At 43.4% G+C, this 21,227-nt stretch carries 20 protein-coding genes; 5 read left to right on the forward strand and 15 right to left on the reverse strand.

Annotated elements, in window-relative coordinates; all coding sequences use genetic code 11:
- Nucleotides 1-62 precede the first annotated feature (62 nt).
- Entirely contained in the window at nucleotides 63-2,009 is a 1,947-nt protein-coding gene (locus AC1XUD_RS12830; protein WP_483361406.1) for a KUP/HAK/KT family potassium transporter, read from the forward strand.
- 138 nt (nucleotides 2,010-2,147) lie between these two features.
- Here the strand turns inward: AC1XUD_RS12830 and AC1XUD_RS12835 are convergent, their stop codons facing one another.
- From AC1XUD_RS12835 to AC1XUD_RS12865, 7 genes are all read right to left on the reverse strand, one after another.
- Nucleotides 2,148-2,669 (reverse strand): phosphoribosyltransferase family protein, encoded by a 522-nt coding sequence (locus AC1XUD_RS12835; RefSeq protein WP_483361407.1) that lies wholly within the window; start codon nucleotides 2,667-2,669, stop codon nucleotides 2,148-2,150.
- A gap of 82 nt (nucleotides 2,670-2,751) precedes the next feature.
- The gene (locus AC1XUD_RS12840; protein ID WP_483361408.1) at nucleotides 2,752-3,471 is read right to left on the reverse strand and encodes a glutamine amidotransferase-related protein; all 720 of its coding nucleotides are present in this window, start codon (nucleotides 3,469-3,471) and stop codon (nucleotides 2,752-2,754) included.
- A 127-nt stretch (nucleotides 3,472-3,598) separates the two neighbouring features.
- Complete coding sequence (locus AC1XUD_RS12845) at nucleotides 3,599-4,987, reverse strand: aldehyde dehydrogenase family protein (RefSeq protein WP_483361409.1); 1,389 nt, start codon at nucleotides 4,985-4,987, stop codon at nucleotides 3,599-3,601.
- Nucleotides 4,988-5,196: 209 nt separating this feature from the next.
- Nucleotides 5,197-5,970, reverse strand: a complete 774-nt coding sequence (locus tag AC1XUD_RS12850; protein WP_483361410.1) for a glucose 1-dehydrogenase — start codon at nucleotides 5,968-5,970, stop codon at nucleotides 5,197-5,199.
- 42 nt (nucleotides 5,971-6,012) lie between these two features.
- Complete coding sequence (locus AC1XUD_RS12855; RefSeq protein ID WP_483361411.1) at nucleotides 6,013-7,374, reverse strand: glutamine synthetase family protein; 1,362 nt, start codon at nucleotides 7,372-7,374, stop codon at nucleotides 6,013-6,015.
- A 26-nt stretch (nucleotides 7,375-7,400) separates the two neighbouring features.
- The gene (locus AC1XUD_RS12860) at nucleotides 7,401-8,024 is read right to left on the reverse strand and encodes a DUF4230 domain-containing protein (protein WP_483361412.1); all 624 of its coding nucleotides are present in this window, start codon (nucleotides 8,022-8,024) and stop codon (nucleotides 7,401-7,403) included.
- 194 nt (nucleotides 8,025-8,218) lie between these two features.
- Entirely contained in the window at nucleotides 8,219-9,223 is a 1,005-nt protein-coding gene (locus tag AC1XUD_RS12865) for a bile acid:sodium symporter family protein (protein WP_483361413.1), read from the reverse strand.
- Nucleotides 9,224-9,449: 226 nt separating this feature from the next.
- Between AC1XUD_RS12865 and AC1XUD_RS12870 the strand changes: the two genes are divergently transcribed.
- Complete coding sequence (locus tag AC1XUD_RS12870; RefSeq protein ID WP_483361414.1) at nucleotides 9,450-10,286, forward strand: glycoside hydrolase family 16 protein; 837 nt, start codon at nucleotides 9,450-9,452, stop codon at nucleotides 10,284-10,286.
- Between the two features lie 7 nt (nucleotides 10,287-10,293).
- Here the strand turns inward: AC1XUD_RS12870 and galU are convergent, their stop codons facing one another.
- The 6 genes from galU to AC1XUD_RS12900 all read right to left on the reverse strand — a co-directional run bounded on the left by galU (nucleotide 10,294) and on the right by AC1XUD_RS12900 (nucleotide 17,727).
- Nucleotides 10,294-11,160: a UTP--glucose-1-phosphate uridylyltransferase GalU gene (gene galU, locus AC1XUD_RS12875; RefSeq protein ID WP_483361415.1), complete on the reverse strand. Its 867-nt coding sequence runs from the start codon at nucleotides 11,158-11,160 to the stop codon at nucleotides 10,294-10,296.
- Between the two features lie 208 nt (nucleotides 11,161-11,368).
- Nucleotides 11,369-12,364: a mevalonate kinase family protein gene (locus AC1XUD_RS12880; protein WP_483361416.1), complete on the reverse strand. Its 996-nt coding sequence runs from the start codon at nucleotides 12,362-12,364 to the stop codon at nucleotides 11,369-11,371.
- A 221-nt stretch (nucleotides 12,365-12,585) separates the two neighbouring features.
- Entirely contained in the window at nucleotides 12,586-13,116 is a 531-nt protein-coding gene (locus AC1XUD_RS12885; protein WP_483361417.1) for a YceI family protein, read from the reverse strand.
- 281 nt (nucleotides 13,117-13,397) lie between these two features.
- Nucleotides 13,398-14,726: a xylose isomerase gene (gene xylA / locus AC1XUD_RS12890; protein ID WP_483361418.1), complete on the reverse strand. Its 1,329-nt coding sequence runs from the start codon at nucleotides 14,724-14,726 to the stop codon at nucleotides 13,398-13,400.
- Between the two features lie 222 nt (nucleotides 14,727-14,948).
- Nucleotides 14,949-17,066, reverse strand: coding sequence for a peptidylprolyl isomerase (locus AC1XUD_RS12895; protein ID WP_483361419.1), 2,118 nt, complete (start codon nucleotides 17,064-17,066; stop codon nucleotides 14,949-14,951).
- A 232-nt stretch (nucleotides 17,067-17,298) separates the two neighbouring features.
- A complete protein-coding gene (locus AC1XUD_RS12900; RefSeq protein WP_483361420.1) occupies nucleotides 17,299-17,727 on the reverse strand; it encodes a hypothetical protein in 429 nt (142 codons plus the stop codon).
- 212 nt (nucleotides 17,728-17,939) lie between these two features.
- Here AC1XUD_RS12900 and AC1XUD_RS12905 point away from each other — a divergent pair, with 212 nt between their 5' ends.
- Nucleotides 17,940-18,242 (forward strand): SCP2 sterol-binding domain-containing protein, encoded by a 303-nt coding sequence (locus tag AC1XUD_RS12905; protein ID WP_483361421.1) that lies wholly within the window; start codon nucleotides 17,940-17,942, stop codon nucleotides 18,240-18,242.
- A 115-nt stretch (nucleotides 18,243-18,357) separates the two neighbouring features.
- On the opposite strand, the gene AC1XUD_RS12910 is transcribed toward AC1XUD_RS12905, so the two are convergent.
- A complete protein-coding gene (locus tag AC1XUD_RS12910; RefSeq protein ID WP_483361422.1) occupies nucleotides 18,358-19,077 on the reverse strand; it encodes a pyridoxine 5'-phosphate synthase in 720 nt (239 codons plus the stop codon).
- A 197-nt stretch (nucleotides 19,078-19,274) separates the two neighbouring features.
- Here AC1XUD_RS12910 and AC1XUD_RS12915 point away from each other — a divergent pair, with 197 nt between their 5' ends.
- Nucleotides 19,275-19,724, forward strand: coding sequence for a GatB/YqeY domain-containing protein (locus tag AC1XUD_RS12915; protein WP_483361423.1), 450 nt, complete (start codon nucleotides 19,275-19,277; stop codon nucleotides 19,722-19,724).
- On the forward strand, nucleotides 19,721-20,329 hold the full coding sequence (locus tag AC1XUD_RS12920; RefSeq protein WP_483361424.1) for a CvpA family protein: 609 nt from the start codon (nucleotides 19,721-19,723) through the stop codon (nucleotides 20,327-20,329). The genes AC1XUD_RS12915 and AC1XUD_RS12920 overlap by 4 nt, the downstream gene beginning before the upstream one ends.
- 179 nt (nucleotides 20,330-20,508) lie before the next feature.
- Here AC1XUD_RS12920 and AC1XUD_RS12925 read toward each other — a convergent pair whose 3' ends face one another.
- Nucleotides 20,509-21,027, reverse strand: coding sequence for an RNA recognition motif domain-containing protein (locus AC1XUD_RS12925; protein WP_483361425.1), 519 nt, complete (start codon nucleotides 21,025-21,027; stop codon nucleotides 20,509-20,511).
- Nucleotides 21,028-21,227: the final 200 nt, after the last annotated feature.

Here is a 21,227-nt window from a genome sequence, read left to right on the forward strand (position 1 = left end):
CTTTCATTTACGGACTTTGCTTTGGGTTTCCTAACTTTCGCCGGTTATCACCTAAAAGGCCTATGGAATCGAAAAATTTAGATAAAGTCTCCGTTGCCGGATTGCTTGTTGCGTTCGGCATTATTTATGGAGATATCGGGACCTCCCCACTATATGTTATGCAAGCCATCATAGGCGCGGAAAAAGTTTCGGAAGAGATTATTTTCGGCGCGTTGTCCTGCATAATCTGGACCCTGACATTACAAACAACCATCAAATATGTTACGATCATCCTACGCGCGGACAACCGTGGTGAGGGAGGGATCTTTGCACTATTTGCCCTGGTTCGTAAACATGCCAAATGGCTTACCATTCCTGCCATCATCGGAGGAAGTACGCTCCTTGCCGATGGCATTATCACACCACCCATCTCCATTTCATCAGCAGTAGAAGGACTTGAACTTATATATCCGCATATCCAGATTATACCGATAGTTCTCACTATCATCACTTTGATGTTCCTGATCCAGGCGTTTGGAACTAAGGTGGTAGGAAGGGCTTTCGGTCCTGTTATGTTTGCGTGGTTTATTATGCTCGCTTTACTGGGTGTTAATCAGATCATGCAGCACTATGAAATTTTGAAGGCTTTTAACCCGATGTATGGGTACAGACTCCTTTCTGAACATCCAGGAGGCTTCTGGATGCTTGGAGCTGTATTTTTGTGCACCACAGGGGCCGAGGCACTTTACTCCGATCTGGGTCACTGCGGCCGCGGGAACATTCGTGTCAGCTGGGTTTTGGTAAAAACTTGTCTGGTGCTAAACTACCTGGGACAAGGTGCGTGGCTATTAACGCAGACCGGAACGCTACTTGGAGGAAGAAAACCTTTCTACGAAATTATGCCCGACTGGTGGTTGCTTCCAGGGGTTGCCGTGGCAACATTGGCGGCTGTAATCGCGAGCCAGGCGTTGATAACTGGTTCATTTACACTTATATCCGAAGCAATCCGTCTGAACTTCTGGCCGAAAGTCCGATTGGTCTACCCAAGTGATCAGAAGGGTCAATTATATGTACCAAGTATCAACTGGTTGTTATGGCTTGGCTGCTCAGTGGTGGTTCTTTACTTTAAAGAATCGGCGAACATGGAAGCTGCGTATGGTTTGGCTATCACGTTGACGATGATCATGACCACGATCCTTGCTTCTTATTACCTGTATATCCGTAAGGTCAACATTTATTTTGTAATCCTTTTCATGCTAGTATATCTGGCGATTGAAGGCGCATTTTTGGGAGCGAACCTGTTGAAATTCTCGCACGGTGGCTGGTTCACCTTGCTTATCGCCGCAATTGTTGCGTCTCTGATGTTGGTTTGGCTAAAGGCATTCTATATCAAATTGAGGTTGACCGAATATACCAAACTGGAAAAATTCATTCCGGCCTTGCACGAACTCAGCCGGGATATCAGTATTCCAAAATATTCTACCCACCTCGTTTTCATGACCAATGCTTCCCGGGCAAATGAAATTGAGACGAAAGTGATTTATTCTATTTTTCAAAAACGGCCGAAGCGGGCAGATGTGTACTGGTTCATTCACGTTGATACGACGGATGATCCGTACACTATGGAATACAAAGTATTGTCTGACGATGACGATGATGATAACGTAATCAAAATCAACTTCCGGCTTGGTTTCCGGATTGAACAACGTATCAATCTATTCTTTAGGAAAGTGGTAGAAGATATGGTGATGAACAAAGAAGTGGATATTACGAGCCGGTATGAGTCATTGAACCGCCAGAATATTACCGGAGATTTCCGTTTTGTTGTATTGGAGCGATTCCTGTCATTTGAAAATGATCTCCCGCTTCTGGAGCAAATGGTGATGAAAACCTACTTCTTCGTGAAAGATTTCACCACCCCGGAAGACAAATGGTTTGGTTTGGATAGCAGTTCTGTAAAAATCGAGAAAGTACCACTGATTATCCGTCCGGTGGAGAATATCAAGCTGAGACGCGTTTACAGTAACTAGATTAATAGCGTAAGATTATTAGAAGTATATCCTGCTGCTTAATGTGGCGGGATATTTTTTTGGTCGAGCAATGAAACAAAGAAACCTCGCCGACTCCAGATAGAGTCAGCAAGGTTGAACCTTGAATAATTGTATTTTCTATTCCAAATAAACCCCTTCATCCTCAGCATTGCTCAGGATTACTTCCACATGCTCACTAATGGTAGTACTCAATGAATAGCCTATGTAATCGGCGTGGATCGGGAATAAATGGTGGCTACGATTAACGATGACCGCCACCTGTACTTTTTTCATTCTTACTTTTAAAAATGGTTCCAGCGCAAAGGCAAGCGTCCGGCCAGTATTGAGTACGTCGTCGGCAATAATCACGACCTGATTTTCAAAATTGGCAACTTCTTTATCAAACCTGATTGCACTTTGATGGTGAATCTGCTTGTCAAACATCAGCTCCAACAACTCAACCTTTAATGGGGATATATCTGTTAATTCAGCGGTAAGTCTTTTTGCAAACTCATACCCCTCACCGGCAATGCCCGCCAATATGATGCTCTTTTCCTGAAAGTTATGCTCGTATATCTCGAAGGCAATCCTTCTTATTTTTTGACTCGTCTGAAGTGCTGTTAAAATTTGCCGCCGCGCTATCGTGCTGTTGCTACTCATAAATGACAATAATTTATCGATCTTAAACCGAAATTAAGCATTCCTGCACATTTCTGGTAATGATTTGTAAATTCTTAATGTGTTAAACTGTCCTCGATTTAACGTCTTCAATATAATTTTTGACCCAGCCAGCAAAAAGCAGTTCGTCCGTCGGCAATTCCAAACTCGCAATACCAGTTTTCACTTTCTCCTTCCCCATACGATCTATACGCAGTTCCATGAGCGCTTTGTCATATGCTTTCGGAAATTCCGGATGCGCCTGTATTCCCAATATCCGCTCTCCAACCGTTATCATGGCATTTGGACAATATGCACTTTTCGCCAAAACACGACTATTGGGCGGTAAATCAATGACCTGATCCTGGCACATCATTAACAAATTAAAAGATGGTTTGAATGGATTCATCCAGGGAAGCGGCTTCAATACCTGAAATTCATGTACACCTACGCACCAACCGATGTCAGCTTTTCGAACACGCCCACCCATTGCTTCGCCCAACATTTGGTGACCAAAACATACCCCGATATAAATCTGTTGCGACGCCGCAACTTTTCGAACAAAGTCTTTCAACTTCAATATCCAATCCTCGTTGTCATAAACCGAGAACTTGGAGCCTGTGCATATATAGACATCGCATTCTTCCACCGACTCGGGGAAATCATTGTTGCAAACGTCATAAAATTTAAATTCCCAATCCGGAGCGACCTGTAAAAACAGAGCCGGAAACATTTCACGATAGTCTCCGGCGATATGTAACAGCTCTTCACGGACATGGTCACATTCTAACAGCCCGACTTTCATATACTGGTCCTTTTTAAATATTTAACCGCGGCGTCAAAGGAGTATTCGCAGAGTTACGCAGCGAAAGAAAACTCCGCGTAACTTTGCGATAAACTCTGAACACTCAGCGTTTAAACAGCAATCAACACTACATCAACTTTAAATGATATGATTTTGGTCTTGTTAATGCCTCATAACCGATAGCAGAGAGTGTACACCCACGCCCTGAATTTTTAACGCCAGTCCAGGCCAAAGCAGGATCCAGATAATCGCAGCGGTTCATAAACCATGTTCCGGTCTCCACCTGTTCGCCAATCAGAAGTGCAGCGTCTACATCGGATGTCCATATAGAAGCGGTCAGTCCATACTGGCTATCATTCATCAAACGGATCGCTTCGTCATCGCTTTCAACAGGCATAATGCCTACGACCGGCGCGAATGTTTCTTCCGTCATAATGCTCATATTATGGTTCACATTTACCAAAACCTGAGGCGCCAAATAGGGTGTACCTGATTTGTGGTGCGGAAAATGATCCGTTTTTATCAAAGCCTCCGCTCCGTTTGCTATCGCCTCGTCGATCTGATTTTGGGCAAAAGCCGCAGCCGAACTCCTGACCATCGGCCCTAAAGTCGTATTCTGGTCCAAAGGATCGCCCAGAGTATAGGTATTCGTTTGGTCTACAAAACCCTTTACAAAATCATCATAAACATCTTTGTGGACATATATCCGCTCAATTCCACAACACGACTGACCCGAATTGAAAAATGAACCATCCACCAGGTTTTCAATGGCATTATCCAGATTTGCATCGGAGCGAACGTAAGCAGGATCCTTCCCGCCCAATTCCAACCCACCGATGATAAAACGCTCATTAATCGCTTTCTGAACCGCATGACCGCCTTCTACTGATCCTGTAAAAGCCACATAGTCAACCCTCTGATCACCAATAATACCGGCTACCTGATCATGACTCAAATGTAAATACTGGAAAACTCCCTCTGGCAAACCGGCATATTCAAAAGCGGCAGCATATCGCTCTGCGCACAAAGGTGTCTGTTGCGCATGCTTCAAAATCACTGCATTTCCCGCCATAATCGCCGGAATCACTGAATTTACTGAGGTCAGATATGGATAATTCCAGGGCGCTACAACAAAAACAACACCGAGCGGGTCTCTCCGGATAAAGCGCCTGAAGCCTGGAATTTCTTCGACTTCCACATCAGCAAGTGCCTGAGCAGCAGCCGATATCATAAAATTGGCGCGCTCCTGAAAACCTTTTCGAATTTCGTTGGCAGTATATCTGATCGGGCGCCCCATCTGCCATGTCAACTCCTCTCCGATCTCGTCTGCATGATCCAAAAAGTATTCCACCGCACGTCGGCAAACGATCTCCCTTTCAACCAACGATGTTTTCTTCCACAAACTTTGCGCTTCTACTGCTTTATCCAAAGCATTTTCAACCATCGCCTGATCGGCCAACTCCCTCTCTACATATACTGACCCGTCAATCGGGCTTATTGTTTTCTGTACAGCCATTTTCTTTTATAAAGTAATTGGTATGTCGCCACTAGGTTCTAACGTTTAAACGCGGAGTTCGCAAGAGGTTGACGCAGAGTTATGGGGAGTTTTTTCGAAAGCTTCGCGATATGCAAAACCAATTCTCCGCCTAACTCAGCGCCGACCTCTGGGCGTGACCCTCCCAAAGCTTGGCGTAAACCTTCTTGATAAATACTAAAGTGATATAATTATAGAGGCGTAACGTATGCTGAAGTAATACCTCCGTCTACTAAAAAGTCAGTTCCAGTCACATATGAAGACTCGTCGGAAGCAAGGAACAAAGCAGCATATGCCATCTCTTTTGCTTCGCCGAAACGGCCCATCGGAATATGTACCAGACGGCGTTGTTTCTTTTCTTCCGTATTTAAAAACTTCATCAAAAGTTCAGTTCTCAACGGTCCCGGACAAAGTGCATTGACACGAATATTCTCGCGCGCATGAATCACTGCCAACTCACGAGTCAGCGCTAAAACGGCACCTTTACTGGCTGTATATGCAACCTGTGGTGTCGCCGCACCCAAAATAGCTACAAAAGAAGCAGTATTGATAATTGACCCACCGCCCGCTCTCTTCAACGCCGGAATCGCATATTTACATCCCAAAAACACCCCTTTGGCATTGATATTCATCGTCAGATCCCATATCGCTTCCTCAGTCGTTTCCGCATTGTCATCGTCGCTGTGCATGATACCTGCGTTGAAAAATGCAATATTCAATTTTCCGAATTTCTCTTCCGCCAGCGCGACTGCTGCTTCACAATCTGCTGCTTTCGATACATCAGACACCAGGAAAAATGCTTCGCCACCTTCGGCAGTGATCAGGTCTGCTGTCTCTTTTCCTCCTTCCGCATTCACATCTGTCACGATGATTTTAGCACCTTCTTTGGCAAACAATATCGCGGTTTCACGGCCAATCCCGCCGCTTCCGCCAGTAATAAGAGCTACTTTATCTTTTAAGCGCATTTGATATAGGTTTATTAATTTTTCAAAAAGTACGGCAAACTATCAGATTCTTTCAAAGTATCGTTTTCTTTCCCAATCGGTTACGGTTTTGTCATAATCCTTTTGTTCCGATTTGAAGAAATGGGTATAGTGTTCCACCACGTCAGTACCGAAGGTTTTTTTAGCAAACTCACTGTTTTCGAACAAGGTAATCGCCTCGGCTAGTGTATAAGGCACGCGAGGTAAATGTGCAGCTGCATAAATATCACCCACGAAAATTTCCGGCGGTTCGATCTTGTTTTCAATCCCTGCCAGCCCTGAGGCAAGAGAGGCCGCAAAAGCCAGATATGGATTGCAGTCGGCTCCAGGAATCCTGCACTCTATACGCAAGCTCGCGCCACTGCCCACTACCCGAAAGCCAGCGGTACGGTTGTCGTAACTCCAGGCTAATCTCGTTGGTGCCCAGGAGCCGTCCACGAATCGCTTGTATGAATTGACAGTTGGTGCGTAAAAAGGCATAACATCAGGGGTATATTTAATCCATCCACCCAGGAACCATCTAAACAAGTCGGATCCTTTTACCGGACCAAATTGCTGGTCGCCGGCAAACGCATTTTTCCCATCCTTCCACAAACTCATATGAATATGGCTGCTTGAACCGGCCTGATCCGTCGCAAATTTAGCCATAAACGTGACTGAAAGCCCCATGGCATCTGCCACTTCTTTCATACACTGTTTATATATCACGTGGTTGTCGGCCATCGGCAAAACCTCCGCATATTTTACATTCAATTCATGCTGGCCCAAACCCCACTCGCCTTTTGAAGTCTCGACCGCTATGCCTGAATTTTTCAAATGTCGACGGACAACAGAAGTAAATTTCTCATTTCGTGTCCCTTGCAGAATGTGATAATCTTCGAGGTAATATCCCGCAGGTGTAAGGTCCTGATAGTGTTTTTGAAAAGCTTCCTTGTAGCTGTTTTCCAAAAGGTAATATTCCAATTCGGAAGCGGCAAAACACTTCAGGTCGTCGCCTTCCAGTATTTCCAATTGTTTTCTCAGAATGGAACGCGGAGCTACGCTCTCTGTGGTATGAGTTTTCTCGTTAAACAAATCACAAATGACGATAGCCGTTTTCTCAAGCCAGTCTGCAACACGCAATGTCGAAAGATCCGGAACCATATGAAAATCACCGTATCCCAGTTCCCAGTTGGCATATTTATAACCCGGAACCGGCTCCATTTCCATATCCGTTGTCAGCAAATAATCACAACCATGCGTTCCGCTTTTGGCAACTGAATCAAGAAAATATTCTGCATCCACCCTTTTCCCCATCAACCTGCCGTAGTGGTCCGTAAACGCGACGACGATGGTTTCAATCTGGTTATCTTCAATCAGTTGAGAGAGTCTTTCAAGGGTTAGCATAGGCTGTAATATGTACGGGTTATGTATTATCGCAATTTGTCAATATCTGCAGTCATCGGGAATTTCAGCAATACCTTTTTGCCCGAAGCCTTTTCTAACATTGGGGTCAATATCTTACGTGCATTTTCACGGGTTTGATCCAATATACCCATATCCAATGCCGAACGCTCTATTTGCTTTTCAGCTTGTTTATAGGCCTCCTCCACTAATTTCGCCTCTTCTGTAAACGCATACTCGGTATTGTAAACCTTTGACTTACTGTGATCTATTTTAAAAACGCAAAGCTCCGGGTCTGGTAAATGAACTACCAGCGTCTCTTGCTCAGTGGTAATATCGGCAATTACGACTTTCGTGAGGTCGATACAGCCAATGGCCTCTCCCTGGACGATCAATACTGCTTTTGCATTGGGCAGCCAGGTTTTTACAATTTCCTGCTCGACGACGTCTTTGAAGTTATATTTCACTAATTCGAGTTTACCCATCGCTGTTATTTCCTGCAATACCACCGTATGGGTCGTCTCGATCTGGTCCTCGCCAGCAAACCACTTCGGCAGCCAGTTACCTGACGTAAAACTGTTGTAAACGCTTTTCAGCCCAACCAGCAAAAGACAAAACACAGCAAATCGTATGACCCAGGAAAGCAATTTCATCGTTTAATGTGTGAATGAGTGAACGAGTGGATGAGCCGGGGTCGCGAAAGATGAATCGGGTGGCTCAAACGGTCATTTTGCATAGTTTTCAAATCTTTTAATCCTTCCATTTGATGTGACTATCACCTCCTATTTTACGCACCATTAAATTGTACAAAACACCAAGACTTAATTATTCTAAACTCCTCTATGGTTCAACCATTTTTACTTAGAACATCCGCTTTTCGGGCAAGGCGCTGGGCGATAATACTAGCTACGATCAGCTGCAATGCATGATATAGCATGATGGGCAGCAGCATTACACCTGCCTGAGCGCCGGAGAACAAAACCTTCGACATCACCGCGCCCTGGACCAACGACTTTTTAGAACCGCAAAACACTGCTGTGATTTCATCTTCACGGCTGAAACTCAAAAAACGGCATATGTAAGTTAGCATGAAAAAAATTCCGAAAAACAACATCAGCATACCCAGGCCTAAAAAAAGTATATCGCTGAGCGACAAATTGTCAAACAGATGTTCTCCAAACGACTCGCAGAACGAGGTATATACGATGAGTAATATGGTCGACTGGTCCAGATACTTGATGTATTTTTTGTTCCTTTCAGCCCAATTTCCCCATTTCTTGTTCAAAACCAACCCCAAAGTCACTGGAAGTAATACTTGTAAAGAAAGTTTTCCGACTACTGATATCAGATCATAATTCGTAGCAGAACCTTCAAGCACAAAACTCATCCAAAACGGTGTAATGAAAACGCCGATCAGGCTTGATATGCTTGCGTTAAAAATTGCTGCCGGGATATTGCCCCTGGCGATAGAGACCATTACCACGGACGACGATACAGTCGATGGAAGCGCGCTGAGAAAGAAAATGGCAAGCCACAGCATATATCGTTCCTCGCCTACTGCCAGCGGACGAAATGCAAATATGATCAGGGGAAAAAGAATAAAAGTTGCAATGTGAATCAGTACGTGGAGCCGCCAGTTGGATAAACCTGTTTTGAACTTCTGAGGATCCAATCGTAATCCGTAAAAGAAGAAAACCAGTGAAACACCATAAGTTGAAATCTCGTTGAGAGGAATGGCGCTGCTTTTCATGCCGGGGTATGGCCACAAATATGCCAGAAAAATCATCGACAACAACGCTAACAGAAACCCGTCCAAACCTGCTTTTTTGAGAACCTCAAATATTCTGCTCATTCCATATTAAATGTACCTGAGGCTAATTTAGGTGAAACTGTTTTAAATTTTGGCTAAAATGGATCGAAAGATGTTTAAACGCCCAGTTCCTTTGAAAATATGCCGAATTCGCAGTATAATAAACAACTCCTTGAAACTCAGCGCTGGACTCTTTACACTCTGCGTTTAATCTCTTTTTGGTAGAACGAGCCGGATATGAGCTTATAACAAAACAAACGAAATGCATATGATCAGAATAGCTTCAATCGGTATAATTTTTACTTTTTTACTGCTGTTTACACAGTCAGTTCAAGCGCAATGGAAACTGGTTTGGGCGGACGAGTTCGACAAAGATGGCGCGCCTAACCCGCAGAATTGGAAACCGGAAATCGGTTTTGTGAGAAATCATGAAGATCAATGGTTCCAGGGACAAAATGCGTTTTGTAAAGATGGAATGCTCATTATTGAAGCCCGAAAAGAGGCGGTGAAAAATCCGGGATATAAAGTAGGAAGCAATGAATGGAGAGAGAGTCGAGAATATTCGAAATACACCTCAGCAAGTATAATCACCTCTGGATTGCAAAGCTGGCTCTATGGTAGGTTCGAAATGAGGGGCAGAATTGATACTCGCTTAGGCATGTGGCCAGCTTTCTGGACCTTGGGCACCGACGGTGAATGGCCTGAAAATGGCGAAATTGATATCATGGAATTTTACAGGGGTACGATTCTCGCCAACGCAGTCTGGGGTTCTACGGAAAGATGGAAAGGAATATGGAGCACCGTAAAAAAACCGATCAGCGATTTTAAAGATCCCGAATGGTCAAGCAAATTCCATATCTGGCGGATGGACTGGGACGAGAAATTCATAAGATTATATGTTGATGACCTCCTGATGAACGAGATTGATTTGTCCAAAACGAAGAATGCCAACCCTCCTCACCGAAACCCCTTTCATCAACCACAATATGTTTTATTGGGACTCGCCATCGGTGGGGATAACGGAGGAGATCCCTCTTCGACCCCTTTTCCAGCCAAATTTGAAGTGGATTATGTCAGGGTTTACCAACAAGATAGCAAACCCTGACAAGCCCTTATTTTTCAGCCAATATATCAAGAAGGAATTTGCGGAAAGGTTCTGCAAATTCTTTTCTTTTTAAGGCAAATTCGACTGTCGTTTTTAAATAATCGAGCTTATCGCCGATATCGTGTCGCTTGCCTTCGATATGGTGGGCAAAGATATTCTCACGTTTCAAAAGTAGTAACAACGAGTCTGTTAGCTGAATTTCGTTGTTTTTCCCTTTTGGCGTTTGTTCTATCGTCTCAAAAATCTGAGGCGTAAGGATATATCGTCCTGCAATGGCAAGGTTTGATGGAGCCAGCTCAATCGCAGGTTTTTCTACCAAAGTATTCAGGTTCAGAATAATATCACTCATCGCTGTCCCTCCCACAATGCCATATCTATTCACTTTATTGGTCGGCACTTCCTCAACCGCGATGACAGATCCGCCATATTGTTCATAGGTGTCCATCAATTGCTGTGTTACGGGAATTACCGAATCCATGATAGTATCGCCCAGTAATACCGCAAATGGCTCATTGCCGACATGATGCCTGGCGTAATAAATTGCATCTCCGAGTCCATTCGCCTCCTTTTGTCTTACGAAATGCACGTTGGCCATATCGGCCAGCCTGCGCATTTCATTGAACCACATCAAGTCCTCTTTTTCTTCGAGTCGACTTTCCAACTCCACGTTTCTGTCGAAGTGGTCTTCTATGGCGCGTTTCCCTTTTCCGGAAATGATTAGAATATCCTCAATACCTGAGTCCACCGCCTCCTGCACCACATATTGAATCGTCGGGATATCAATAATTGGAAGCATTTCCTTCGGCATTGACTTAGTAGCAGGCAAAAATCGGGTCCCAAGGCCCGCAGCGGGTATAACGGCTTTACGAATCATGTTTTGTTGGCTTTTAGCAGTTAGCTATTGGCTTTTAGCTCCGGGCTATTAGCTGCTAGACGGCTGCCTATGAATAAGTTAATTTTGAGCTTCTAGTTGTTAGCTTTTATTTTTTTAATATCGCTAAAGTCTGCTTCTTTAATTAATGAAATATTACCAGAGATCCCGCCTTCGCGATAACTAACTGCTAACTCCTAAAAGCTAACAGCTACACCACAAACGGCTTAATTACTCTTGCTCTGTATTTTTTCAATTCCACAAAGAGTTGGTTCAGCATATCATCGTCGCGGTATATCCCGATGATCGTTCCTCCTGAGCCCGCGAACTTTGCTGATGCGCCACATGCTCTGGCCGCGTTGATCAGTTTTTTATTGGACTCAGGCACGTTGTAAATCTTGCAACGAAGGTCAAAATTCTCGTTCATCAGACTGTGCAAATCGTCTGCTCGACCTTCCATTAAAGCTTTGTGGCCATCCTCCGCCTTTTGAGCGATTTGACCCATTACCTTGATCACCTCCTCCTCTCCACGATCAAACCGCGCGCGGACATCGCTATGCACTTTCCCTGAAACTTTGCTCAGGTTAGTGTTATAGGCTACATATAGTTTTGGCAAAAGGCGTGGATCAATCCGCTTATAATCGCCATATCCCCGCGCCTGGATTAAGGATTTGTCGAAATCCATATATACACATCCTTCATAACACTGGATCACACGATCCTGCAGGCCGGCAGCGATACCCAGCTCCTCGGTTTCGCTTACCATGACCAGTTGTGGCAATATCTCAATCGGAATTTCAACCTTGTAAAATTGCATCAAAGCTCGAAACAAGGCCACCAATATCGCGCTGGAGCCAGACATGCCTACTTGCCGTGGGATAGAAGACCGATAGCGCACCGTAAAGCTTTTATTCTGAAGCTTTATGCCATTTTCCTCACAATAGTCTGCAAACTTTTTGATACCCGCCTTAATCAACGGAATACCTCCATTATACCCCAGCATCGTTACCGAGTCGCGCAAATGGAATATGCTTTTAAAAGTGTTGTCGTCCTGAGGTTGTGGCTCGATATGCAGCTCTGGCGACTCGTAAAGTGAAATCGATGCACCGAAATTACGAACCGATATGGCAATTGTCTTGCCAAAAAAGCCATCGGAAGGATTACCTAATAGCCCCGCTCGCGCGTAGGCACGTGTTTCAATTATCAATGTGAAGCTTTTTTTTGTCTAAGGTAATAACAATCTGACGACGCAAAAGAATTTTACCCCTTAAAAAGCCTGCCAATTTGCGTAAAAAAACAATGGAGCACACACCCATCGTCTTAAGAGGTATATGCTCCATTGAACAAAGCAATCGATATCTCGGGAATTAATAGTCAGAATCAACCATCATCTAAATGACCTGACTCACTCCCTCAGCCTGGAATAAATTATTGCTTAACGATCTGAATATTGGCGATCAGCTTCACTTCATCTCCTACTACTACACCACCTGCCTCAGTAACAGCACTCCACGTAAGACCAAATTCTTTTCTGTTCAGCTTGCCAGTCAACTCAAAACCAGACTTGTTGTTGCCATACGGATCGGTAGTGTTTCCGCCATATTCCACTTTCAACTCAAATGGTTTTGTGATATCCTTAACTGTAAGATCACCTTTCAATGAATAATCCTCGTCACCTTTTTTAGCAAGCACACCAGTGAAAGAAAGTTTTGGGAAATTCTCTGCATCGAAGAAATCTCCTGATTTCAAGTGGCCGTCACGTTGCTCCTGATTGGTATCAATGCTTTCTGTATCAGCAGAAAAAGTAACAGTGGCACCATCGAAATCATCGCCTTCACTTACCACAGATCCCTCAAATTTCTTAAATGAACCTGTAACTGTAGAAATCACAAGGTGTTTAACTTTAAACTGAACTTCTGAATGCGTTGGGTCGATAACCCATGTTGTTTGCGTTGCCATTTTATATCTGAGTTTAATTTATGTATTTACATTTAATGTATATACATGTAAATTTGAAAGAAAGTTTCAAGGGTGAAAAAATATTTCAGAAAATCTGTAAAAATTTAATACCCACTACTAAATCCCGGCATTCTCCCCAACACGCATAGAAGGCAATTGCCAGATAATGAACACATTAATAAAATTAAAACTTAATGCCTTCATATTTGTGGTATAAATAAAATAAAAATGGCTGCCCCAATATAAATCAGAACAGCCACTTTTCATTTTGTTTATATTGATCAGATATATCTGTTGATCAAATTCTCCAGATACTCCTGACGGCCTGAAATTGTTGCAGGCTCGCCATTCGCCGCCGCAAGATCGAAAAGATCAGCAAGGCCTAGTTTTCCATTTTCGTAGTCAGATCCTTTACCTGAGTCGAAACTTGCGTAACGCTCTTTTCTGATTTTGTCAAACTCTCCGTTGGTTCTGATTTTGTCAGCGATCACCAAAGCCCGCGCAACTGTATCAATACCCCCGATATGCGCATGGAACACGTCCGCCACATCTGTTGAATTTCTACGTCTCTTCGCATCAAAGTTGATACCACCGCCTTTCAGGCCACCTGCTTCGAGAATAACCAGCAATGATTTTGTCCACTCTGCGATATCAATCGGGAATTGATCTGTATCCCATCCGTTTTGATAATCACCTCGGTTGGCGTCAATTGAACCCAGTATACCAGCGTCCGCAGCCACCTGCAATTCATGCTCGAAAGTATGACCCGCCAAAGTAGCGTGGTTTACTTCAAGGTTCAACGCGAAGTCGTTCAACAGGTCGTGCTGGCGAAGGAAACCTATTACAGTCGCCGCGTCGTAATCATATTGATGTTTGGTCGGCTCGCAAGGTTTTGGCTCAATGAAGAATTTACCTGTGAAACCGTTCGCTCTCGCGTAAGCAACAGATATTTTCAGCATTTGTGCGAAATGCTCCTGCTCACGTTTCATATCTGTATTGAGAAGCGTCATATACCCTTCTCTTCCTCCCCAGAATACGTAGTTTTCACCACCCAATGCAATCGTTGCGTCCAGAGCCATTTTAACCTGAGCACCAGCATGCGCAACCACGTTGAAATCAGGGTTGGTTGACGCCCCGTTCATATATCTGTGATGACCAAAAAGGTTGGCAGTTCCCCAAAGTAATTTAACACCTGAGTCAGCCTGCTTTTGCTTTAAATATGCAGTCAGTGCCTGCAATCTGCCTTCGTTGGATTTCACATCATCCGTATAATCCACAACGTCTATGTCGTGGAAGCAATAATATGGAAGTCCCAATTTTGTAATCAATTCAAAAGCAGCATCTGCTTTGTCCTTAGCGCGGTCCACTGCATCCGGTTTTTTATCCCATGGATAAAACAAAGTAGGTCCTCCAAACGGGTCAAGACCTGATCCGCAGAATGTATGCCAGTAAGCCACCGCAAAGCGCAGGTGTTCTTTCATTGTCTTACCGCCAATTATTCTGTTTTCATCGTACCAGCGATATGCAAGAGGGTTGTCAGACTCCGCACCTTCAAACTTTATTTGGCCAATACCTTTAAAATACTCCTGTTCTCCTAATAAAATACTCATTTGACTAATTTTTAAATAGTTCTATACTCTGAAAAAATCCCGGAAATGCTCGCTGCGAACAGCGCTAAAAACACACGTTATTTCGTACAAAAATTATTAAGTGTAAGATTGACAATTTTTACTGCAATATTATTTCTTTTTTTTCAAATACTGATCTTAAAAAGAAAAAGAGGAGTGAAAATATTCACCCCTCTCTATAAGTATTGCTGCTATGTTTTCTAATCAGAAGAACTTCGCTCTGCTGTCTTTGATCTTCGCGTTTTCCCTAATCACCTCATTTACCAAATATGAGCTGCGGCTTTCCTGAGCCTGCGTCAACTGCGTTTTGTATTGTGTAAAATCTGCGATTTTAGGAGCATCAATTTTTGCAAGAAGCTCCATAATGAATACGCCGTTTTCTCCGGTGAATGGACCAGTTTTCTGACCAACTTTCAAACCAAATGCTTTTCCTAATGCAATCGGGTCAAAACCTGCGCTTGTCAGGAAGCCGGTTGCCAAAGAGATATCAGCAGCGGACTCAACTAAAGCACCTGCGCCATATTTCGCTGCAATGGCCTCAAGAGCTCCGGAAGCACCTTTCAGTTTCGCCTCGATTTGCTCTGCCTTAATCTGGTTACGAACTTTTGTAGTCAATTCGTCGCGGAAGTCATCCACCTTCACGTTATCAGCATCTGATTTGCCAACCAATACTGCAACTATATATTGTTCTTCAGTTTCAAAAACCGGCGAAACCGAATTCAATTTCGAATCGTCTTTGAACGCCCAACGCACGATATCTCTTCCATTCTGGATTGCGTTAACATTTGTTGCGCTTTCAGGGATTCTGTTTGCTGTAGCCAAAACCAAAGCCTTGTTTTTCTTAACCGCCTCGTCAAACTGTTCTTTGCTCTTAACTGAATTTACAAATTCGTCAGCTTTACGATATGCTTCGTCTCTTGTACTTTGGCTAGGAGCTATTGTCTTTCCAATCGCCGCGATACGATATAGCGTATTTGATTTGGTTGCAGTTACCTTGATGATATGGTACCCAAACTGGCTTTCTACCAGACGTGGGATCAGACCTGTAGAAGTTGCCGAAAACACAGCTTCTTCAAATGGTTTTACCATTGCACCATTGTTCTGGAAGTAATTCAGGTCACCGCCTCTTTGAGCAGAACCTGGATCAGCACTTGAAGTTGCAGCCAATGCTTCGAAATTAGCACCCGCTTTAATCTGAGCCAAAATTCCCTCTGCCTTCACTTTCGCAGCAGCCTTCGCCGAATCCGACTGGTTTTCTGCGCGAATCAAAATATGACTGGCTCTTGCAGACGACACGCTGTCCTGACGAGTTCCGTCATATTTGTAAATGAAGTAAGTATCTCCTTCACGGTATGGACCGTAAACACCACCCGGAACGAAAGTCTTCACAGCTTCTTTCAACTGATCAGACATATTCGCAAGCGACATATTGATCGGCAAGGCAATATCAGAGTTCATTTTTGCAAAAGCTGAGTCATTCTGTGCAGTTGCAAGGCCTCTTGCCAATTCTTTGATTTCAGTATATAGCGCCGCGCTATCATCCTTTGCCGGCTGAACCGGGAAAGTAACGTACTCAATGGAACGTGTATCAGTTCCTTTATATTCTTCTCTGTGTGCGCTCAAATACGATTCAAGCTGTGAATCTGTCACCTTGATCGTTGTATCTACGATCGAGAAAAATGGAACGTAAAGATATTTGACATTCGCTTTTGTGGTCTGAGCGATGTATTCTTTCTCAGCCTGCGCTTTTGGAGTATAATTTGAAAGGCGAAGCAAGTTTTCATATTTTGAACGAATACGTTCTTCTTTCAGACTCTTTTCAAACGTTACCCATGATTTCTGCTGTTCGATTGGTAAAGTTTTCAGGTTTTTCAAATAGCTAACCACTGCGTTCTTATCGAAACGACCTGTTGTAGGATCTGAAAACGCCTGTTGAATGGATGGGCTGATATGATTTCCCTGAACCATATCCATCAGTTCCTGATCTGTAACTGTCAGACCAAGTTTGTCGAATTGTTTTTTGTAAGCGATATCAACGATAAATTGATTCCACGCCTGGTCCCGAAGAGAACCTAATTCATTTTCACTCAGGCTTCTTCCGCTTTGTGCTTCGTAATTCTGACGAAAGGCATCCACACGACTCTGAAAATCCTTGATATCAATTTTCTTGCCTGCAATCTCCCCCACAGTCTGGTTATTGCTGCCTCCTAACATGGAATTCGGCCCCATAAGGTCACCTCCTACCATAAAAAGCATCAAGCTTATCGCGATTACCGTTACTGCAATTCCGGACTTTTCTCTGATTTTGTTAATTAAAGCCATTTTCCATTTTCAAATTTGACCCGCAAAATAAAATCTTTTCTTGTTGGAATGCAAGGAGACATTTCATTTTAGCCACAGGTTTTTAAAGTTAGTCGAGTTTATGAGCAAATTGTTGATAGTCAATCTGTCAATTGCGAGGCTCCGATCAAATCCGGATTTTCATCCATAGCAGTTCGTTTACACATATCAGTTCGGACTTGAAATGCTGGAAATACTACCGAAGCAAGGGTAGTTAATACAAATATTTGCGGTTTAACGTGTACAGGATTGCCATCAGAATACTGGACAGCACACCGGCGAAAGCATTAATTACCCCAAACCATCCGCCAATTAAAAACAGTGGTGCCAGAAATGCTAAGACCATACCAATCAGATATAAATGGTATCCCTTCTTTTGAAGATTCCAGATCAGATAGGCGGCGTACATAGCGATTGACTCGAAGATGATCATGATGATGGCGCCATTTCGGATATTGTTTGGCGTGGTTTCCGAAATTGTTGCCTCAAAAACCGTAGCTACCATCTTTTTTTCCTCTTCAGTTTGTGAACGCTGAGTGACAGAGGTTTTTAACTTTCCGAAGTCTTCTCTCATGTTTTCGGCGGCAATTTCCGGGCTCCACAACTTTTCAGATTGCATCCACAAACCTGACACGGAACTCATGAAAGTTAAAAAACAGAGTATGGTCAAAAAAAGTGGGCGAACTGGCGCTTCAGACATAGTGATTTACATTAATATAGTATCAAAAAAGAGGGCAAAATTTGTGCATTTAGCTGAAAACACCAAAGGCATTTGAATTTTATTGTCAGCAACTTACATTTGTAAGGATCAACCCATAAAAAATTACAACTAATCCATTTTAAATAACAATAATAATGAGTTTGCAAATTCTTACAGATCGTGTTACCGAAATGTTGGGCACAGATGCCGGTTTAGAGGCCACGGTTAAATTCCTAACTGATGAAGGGGTTGTGTTCATCGATAGCACCATCGTTCCCAATACCGTCACGAACATTGACGGCGAGGCTGACTGTACGCTGGAGGTTTCTGTAAAGAACGCGTTGAAATTGATGGACGGCGACATGAATGCCATGATGGCGTTGATGACCGGCAAACTAAAAATCGATGGTGATATGGCAGTAGCGATGAATATCGCTCAGAAGTTTGGGGGGAAATAATTGTTAGCAATGAATCCGACTTATCTCTGAAAACATCGGCTTTCGGCTACCGAACAAGGTAGAACTATTTTCCACGGTGCAACGCCGACCGCCGGAAGCCGATGTTATAATACAACTACAATTTCAATTCCCGCAAATACATCTGAATAGTATTCTCAAGACCGAGATATAAAGCATCCGAGATAAGCGCATGGCCAATTGAAACCTCATCAAGCCACGGTATCATTTGTTTGAAAAAGTGCAGGTTATCCAAACTCAAATCATGACCGGCATTCAAACCCAATCCGATTTCCCGTGCTTTCTCTGCTGCTTTCACAAAAGGAATTACAGCTTTTTGACGGTTTTCAAAATAATGAGCTGCATATGGTTCGGTGTATAATTCAACTCTATCCGCACCACATTGCTTTGCTCCCTCCACCATGTCCGGATTGGGATCCACAAAGACGGACACTCTTATTCCGGCACCTTTAAATATCTTTACAAGCTCTGTGAGCTCTTTCGCGTTTTTGATTGTGTCCCAACCAGCGTTTGAGGTAATCGCGTTTAAGGCATCCGGAACCAACGTTACCTGGTCAGGGATTGTAGCCAATACCAAATCGACAAACTTTTTTTCAGAAGGATTTCCCTCAATATTAAATTCAGTTGTGACTTCCGCTTTTAGATCAAACACATCCTGATAGCGGATATGCCTTTCGTCAGGCCGCGGATGCACCGTGATACCCTCGGCTCCAAAGCGTTCACAGTCAAGGGCTACTTTCAACACGTTAGGATTATCTCCGCCTCGCGAATTTCGGAGTGTAGCGATCTTGTTAATGTTAACGCTTAATCTGGTCATGGGCACAAGTCAATGAGTGAATGTTTCAATTGGTGAATGAAAGAACGGAGGCTGGTCAGAAACTATACTTCGCAGCTTCTATCTTAATAATGATTCCTGTAACTTTGTTGGCTTGGATACAAATTTAACATTCGCAGGTTCCAAAAACAGCCATTCAGTTATTTAATTTCAGTAATTCAATCATTAATTTATATTTCATGTCATTAAAAAGTCAGGTCGAAGCAGGCATCAAAGATGCAATGCGCGCAAAAGATCAGGATACATTGAGAGCGTTACGCGCCATCAAATCTTTGATACTATTGGAAGAAACAAAAGGCGGAGCAGCCGCCGAACTTTCAGCCGACGATGAGTTGAAATTGCTTACGAAAGCAGCCAAACAAAGACGTGAGTCCGCTGATATTTATAAAACCCAAAACCGTGAAGATCTGCTGGTTAAAGAGGAAGCAGAGCTTGCTGTGATTGAGCAATTTCTCCCAAAACAATTGACAGAAGACGAGATCAAATCCAAACTTCAGGAAATCATTACCCGTGTTGGTGCGTCTGCGCCATCTGATATGGGTAAGGTAATGGGAGTTGCTACCAAAGAATTGGCCGGACAAGCCGACGGAAAAGTAGTTTCTGCATTGGTAAAGAGTTTGCTCGCATGAAGTTATTGGATGTCGTCATCCTTCTTCCTCTGCTTTGGGGGGCATTACATGGTTACCGTAAAGGTTTATTGATCGAGATCATCGGCATCGCCGGTATGGTGGTGGCGATGGTCCTGGGTTTCAAATTTCTGGGGTTGGGAATGGATATCCTGACCCCCTATTTCAGTGATTCTTCGGCAAAAAAAATCTTGCCCTATATCGGTTTCTCCGCGATATTCTTCCCGACAATCTTCCTGCTGAACCAGTTTGGTTATATGATACGTCGGTCTCTGCGATATTCAATTCTGGGCACATTTGATCGTTTTGCGGGTGCAATGGTTGGAATATTAACGTGGGTTTTCGGAATCAGCGTTTTTTTCTGGTTGGTGAACATGATCGGAATCCAGATTCCCGAACACCGAACCAAGGATACGTACCTATACCCTATCGTTGTGCCAGTCGCACCCAATATCATTACCAAGGCATTACAATTTATGCCAAAAGGGACCGATCTGATTAAAGAATGGAAAAGGGAATATATTGACGAGAAGGATGAATCGGATGCGGCGAGTGATTCGACGGGGAAGGGAAGAAGTATGAAAAACCTTCTGATAGACAGATTCTAAGGCGTTAGATTGCCAAAAGGTGCGAACGTCCGCCACGCCTAACCTTCTTTTTTCGCAAAAGGTCAAAGCTCTGAATAGTCTGCGACCAAATATCCTTGTATTGCCTATGACCTGATACAAAAAAAGGTGCCCAAAGCGGGACACCATTTCTCTTATATCATTAGAGTATCAATTTATTATCAATACCAGTCGTCGTCGCCACCGCGGTTTTTACGTGAGTCAGTTTTTCTGGAGCTGCCTCCTTTTTGACCAGGTCTGCCTGAATTTCTGTCCCGGCCAAAATCTTTAGATTTTCCTCCGCCGAAACTCGATGAGCTGGATGGTCTGTCGCTGTTTCTAAATGTTCTTTGAGCACCAGCGGTAGATGAAGATGACGATTGAGCAGGGGTATCCTCCTTTTTGCTGGTATACCGGTCAACCCGGGGAGCTGGTGAATCTGGTCTGGAAGGACGGGCATCCTTTTTCTGAGATTCATTCACAACCAATGGACGTCCATACATGTCAGCTCCGTTGAGAGATTTAATGGCAAGCTGACCTTCTTCCTCGTTTGGCATTTCCACAAAACCGAAGCCTTTGCTTTGACGCGTTATCTTATCAGTTATGATTTTTACAGAGCTAACCTCTCCGTATTTTTCAAATGCTTCCCGCAGCTCACTTTCCTTCAATTTGAAGGAAAGACTCCCTACAAAAATGTCCATACAAAACGCCTTTTTTGATTGTTTTAGATTTATGAGTGTAAAGATATTTATTTAAGCTGGTATGCTACAACACTGTTTTTCATAAATGTTGAGATATAGACGATTTTTTTTGATTTGTTTTACCCAATATCGGCAGAATTCGCTTTTTCGTCTCTAAAATCTATAATTTGCTGAATGGCGTTAGCTCATATTGCATGTTC

Source organism: Dyadobacter sp. HNCC25DJ184, from assembly GCF_056895215.1.

Bases quoted from the DNA above. Each gene is read 5' to 3' on its own strand.
- AC1XUD_RS12830 (WP_483361406.1), top strand. From the start codon at position 63: ATGGAATCGAAAAATTTAGATAAAGTCTCCGTTGCCGGATTGCTTGTT.
- AC1XUD_RS12835 (WP_483361407.1), bottom strand. From the start codon at position 2,669: ATGAGTAGCAACAGCACGATAGCGCGGCGGCAAATTTTAACAGCACTT.
- AC1XUD_RS12840 (WP_483361408.1), bottom strand. From the start codon at position 3,471: ATGAAAGTCGGGCTGTTAGAATGTGACCATGTCCGTGAAGAGCTGTTA.
- AC1XUD_RS12845 (WP_483361409.1), bottom strand. From the start codon at position 4,987: ATGGCTGTACAGAAAACAATAAGCCCGATTGACGGGTCAGTATATGTA.
- AC1XUD_RS12850 (WP_483361410.1), bottom strand. From the start codon at position 5,970: ATGCGCTTAAAAGATAAAGTAGCTCTTATTACTGGCGGAAGCGGCGGG.
- AC1XUD_RS12855 (WP_483361411.1), bottom strand. From the start codon at position 7,374: ATGCTAACCCTTGAAAGACTCTCTCAACTGATTGAAGATAACCAGATT.
- AC1XUD_RS12860 (WP_483361412.1), bottom strand. From the start codon at position 8,024: ATGAAATTGCTTTCCTGGGTCATACGATTTGCTGTGTTTTGTCTTTTG.
- AC1XUD_RS12865 (WP_483361413.1), bottom strand. From the start codon at position 9,223: ATGAGCAGAATATTTGAGGTTCTCAAAAAAGCAGGTTTGGACGGGTTT.
- AC1XUD_RS12870 (WP_483361414.1), top strand. From the start codon at position 9,450: ATGATCAGAATAGCTTCAATCGGTATAATTTTTACTTTTTTACTGCTG.
- galU (WP_483361415.1), bottom strand. From the start codon at position 11,160: ATGATTCGTAAAGCCGTTATACCCGCTGCGGGCCTTGGGACCCGATTT.
- AC1XUD_RS12885 (WP_483361417.1), bottom strand. From the start codon at position 13,116: ATGGCAACGCAAACAACATGGGTTATCGACCCAACGCATTCAGAAGTT.
- xylA (WP_483361418.1), bottom strand. From the start codon at position 14,726: ATGAGTATTTTATTAGGAGAACAGGAGTATTTTAAAGGTATTGGCCAA.
- AC1XUD_RS12895 (WP_483361419.1), bottom strand. From the start codon at position 17,066: ATGGCTTTAATTAACAAAATCAGAGAAAAGTCCGGAATTGCAGTAACG.
- AC1XUD_RS12900 (WP_483361420.1), bottom strand. From the start codon at position 17,727: ATGAGTTCCGTGTCAGGTTTGTGGATGCAATCTGAAAAGTTGTGGAGC.
- AC1XUD_RS12905 (WP_483361421.1), top strand. From the start codon at position 17,940: ATGAGTTTGCAAATTCTTACAGATCGTGTTACCGAAATGTTGGGCACA.
- AC1XUD_RS12910 (WP_483361422.1), bottom strand. From the start codon at position 19,077: ATGACCAGATTAAGCGTTAACATTAACAAGATCGCTACACTCCGAAAT.
- AC1XUD_RS12915 (WP_483361423.1), top strand. From the start codon at position 19,275: ATGTCATTAAAAAGTCAGGTCGAAGCAGGCATCAAAGATGCAATGCGC.
- AC1XUD_RS12920 (WP_483361424.1), top strand. From the start codon at position 19,721: ATGAAGTTATTGGATGTCGTCATCCTTCTTCCTCTGCTTTGGGGGGCA.
- AC1XUD_RS12925 (WP_483361425.1), bottom strand. From the start codon at position 21,027: ATGGACATTTTTGTAGGGAGTCTTTCCTTCAAATTGAAGGAAAGTGAG.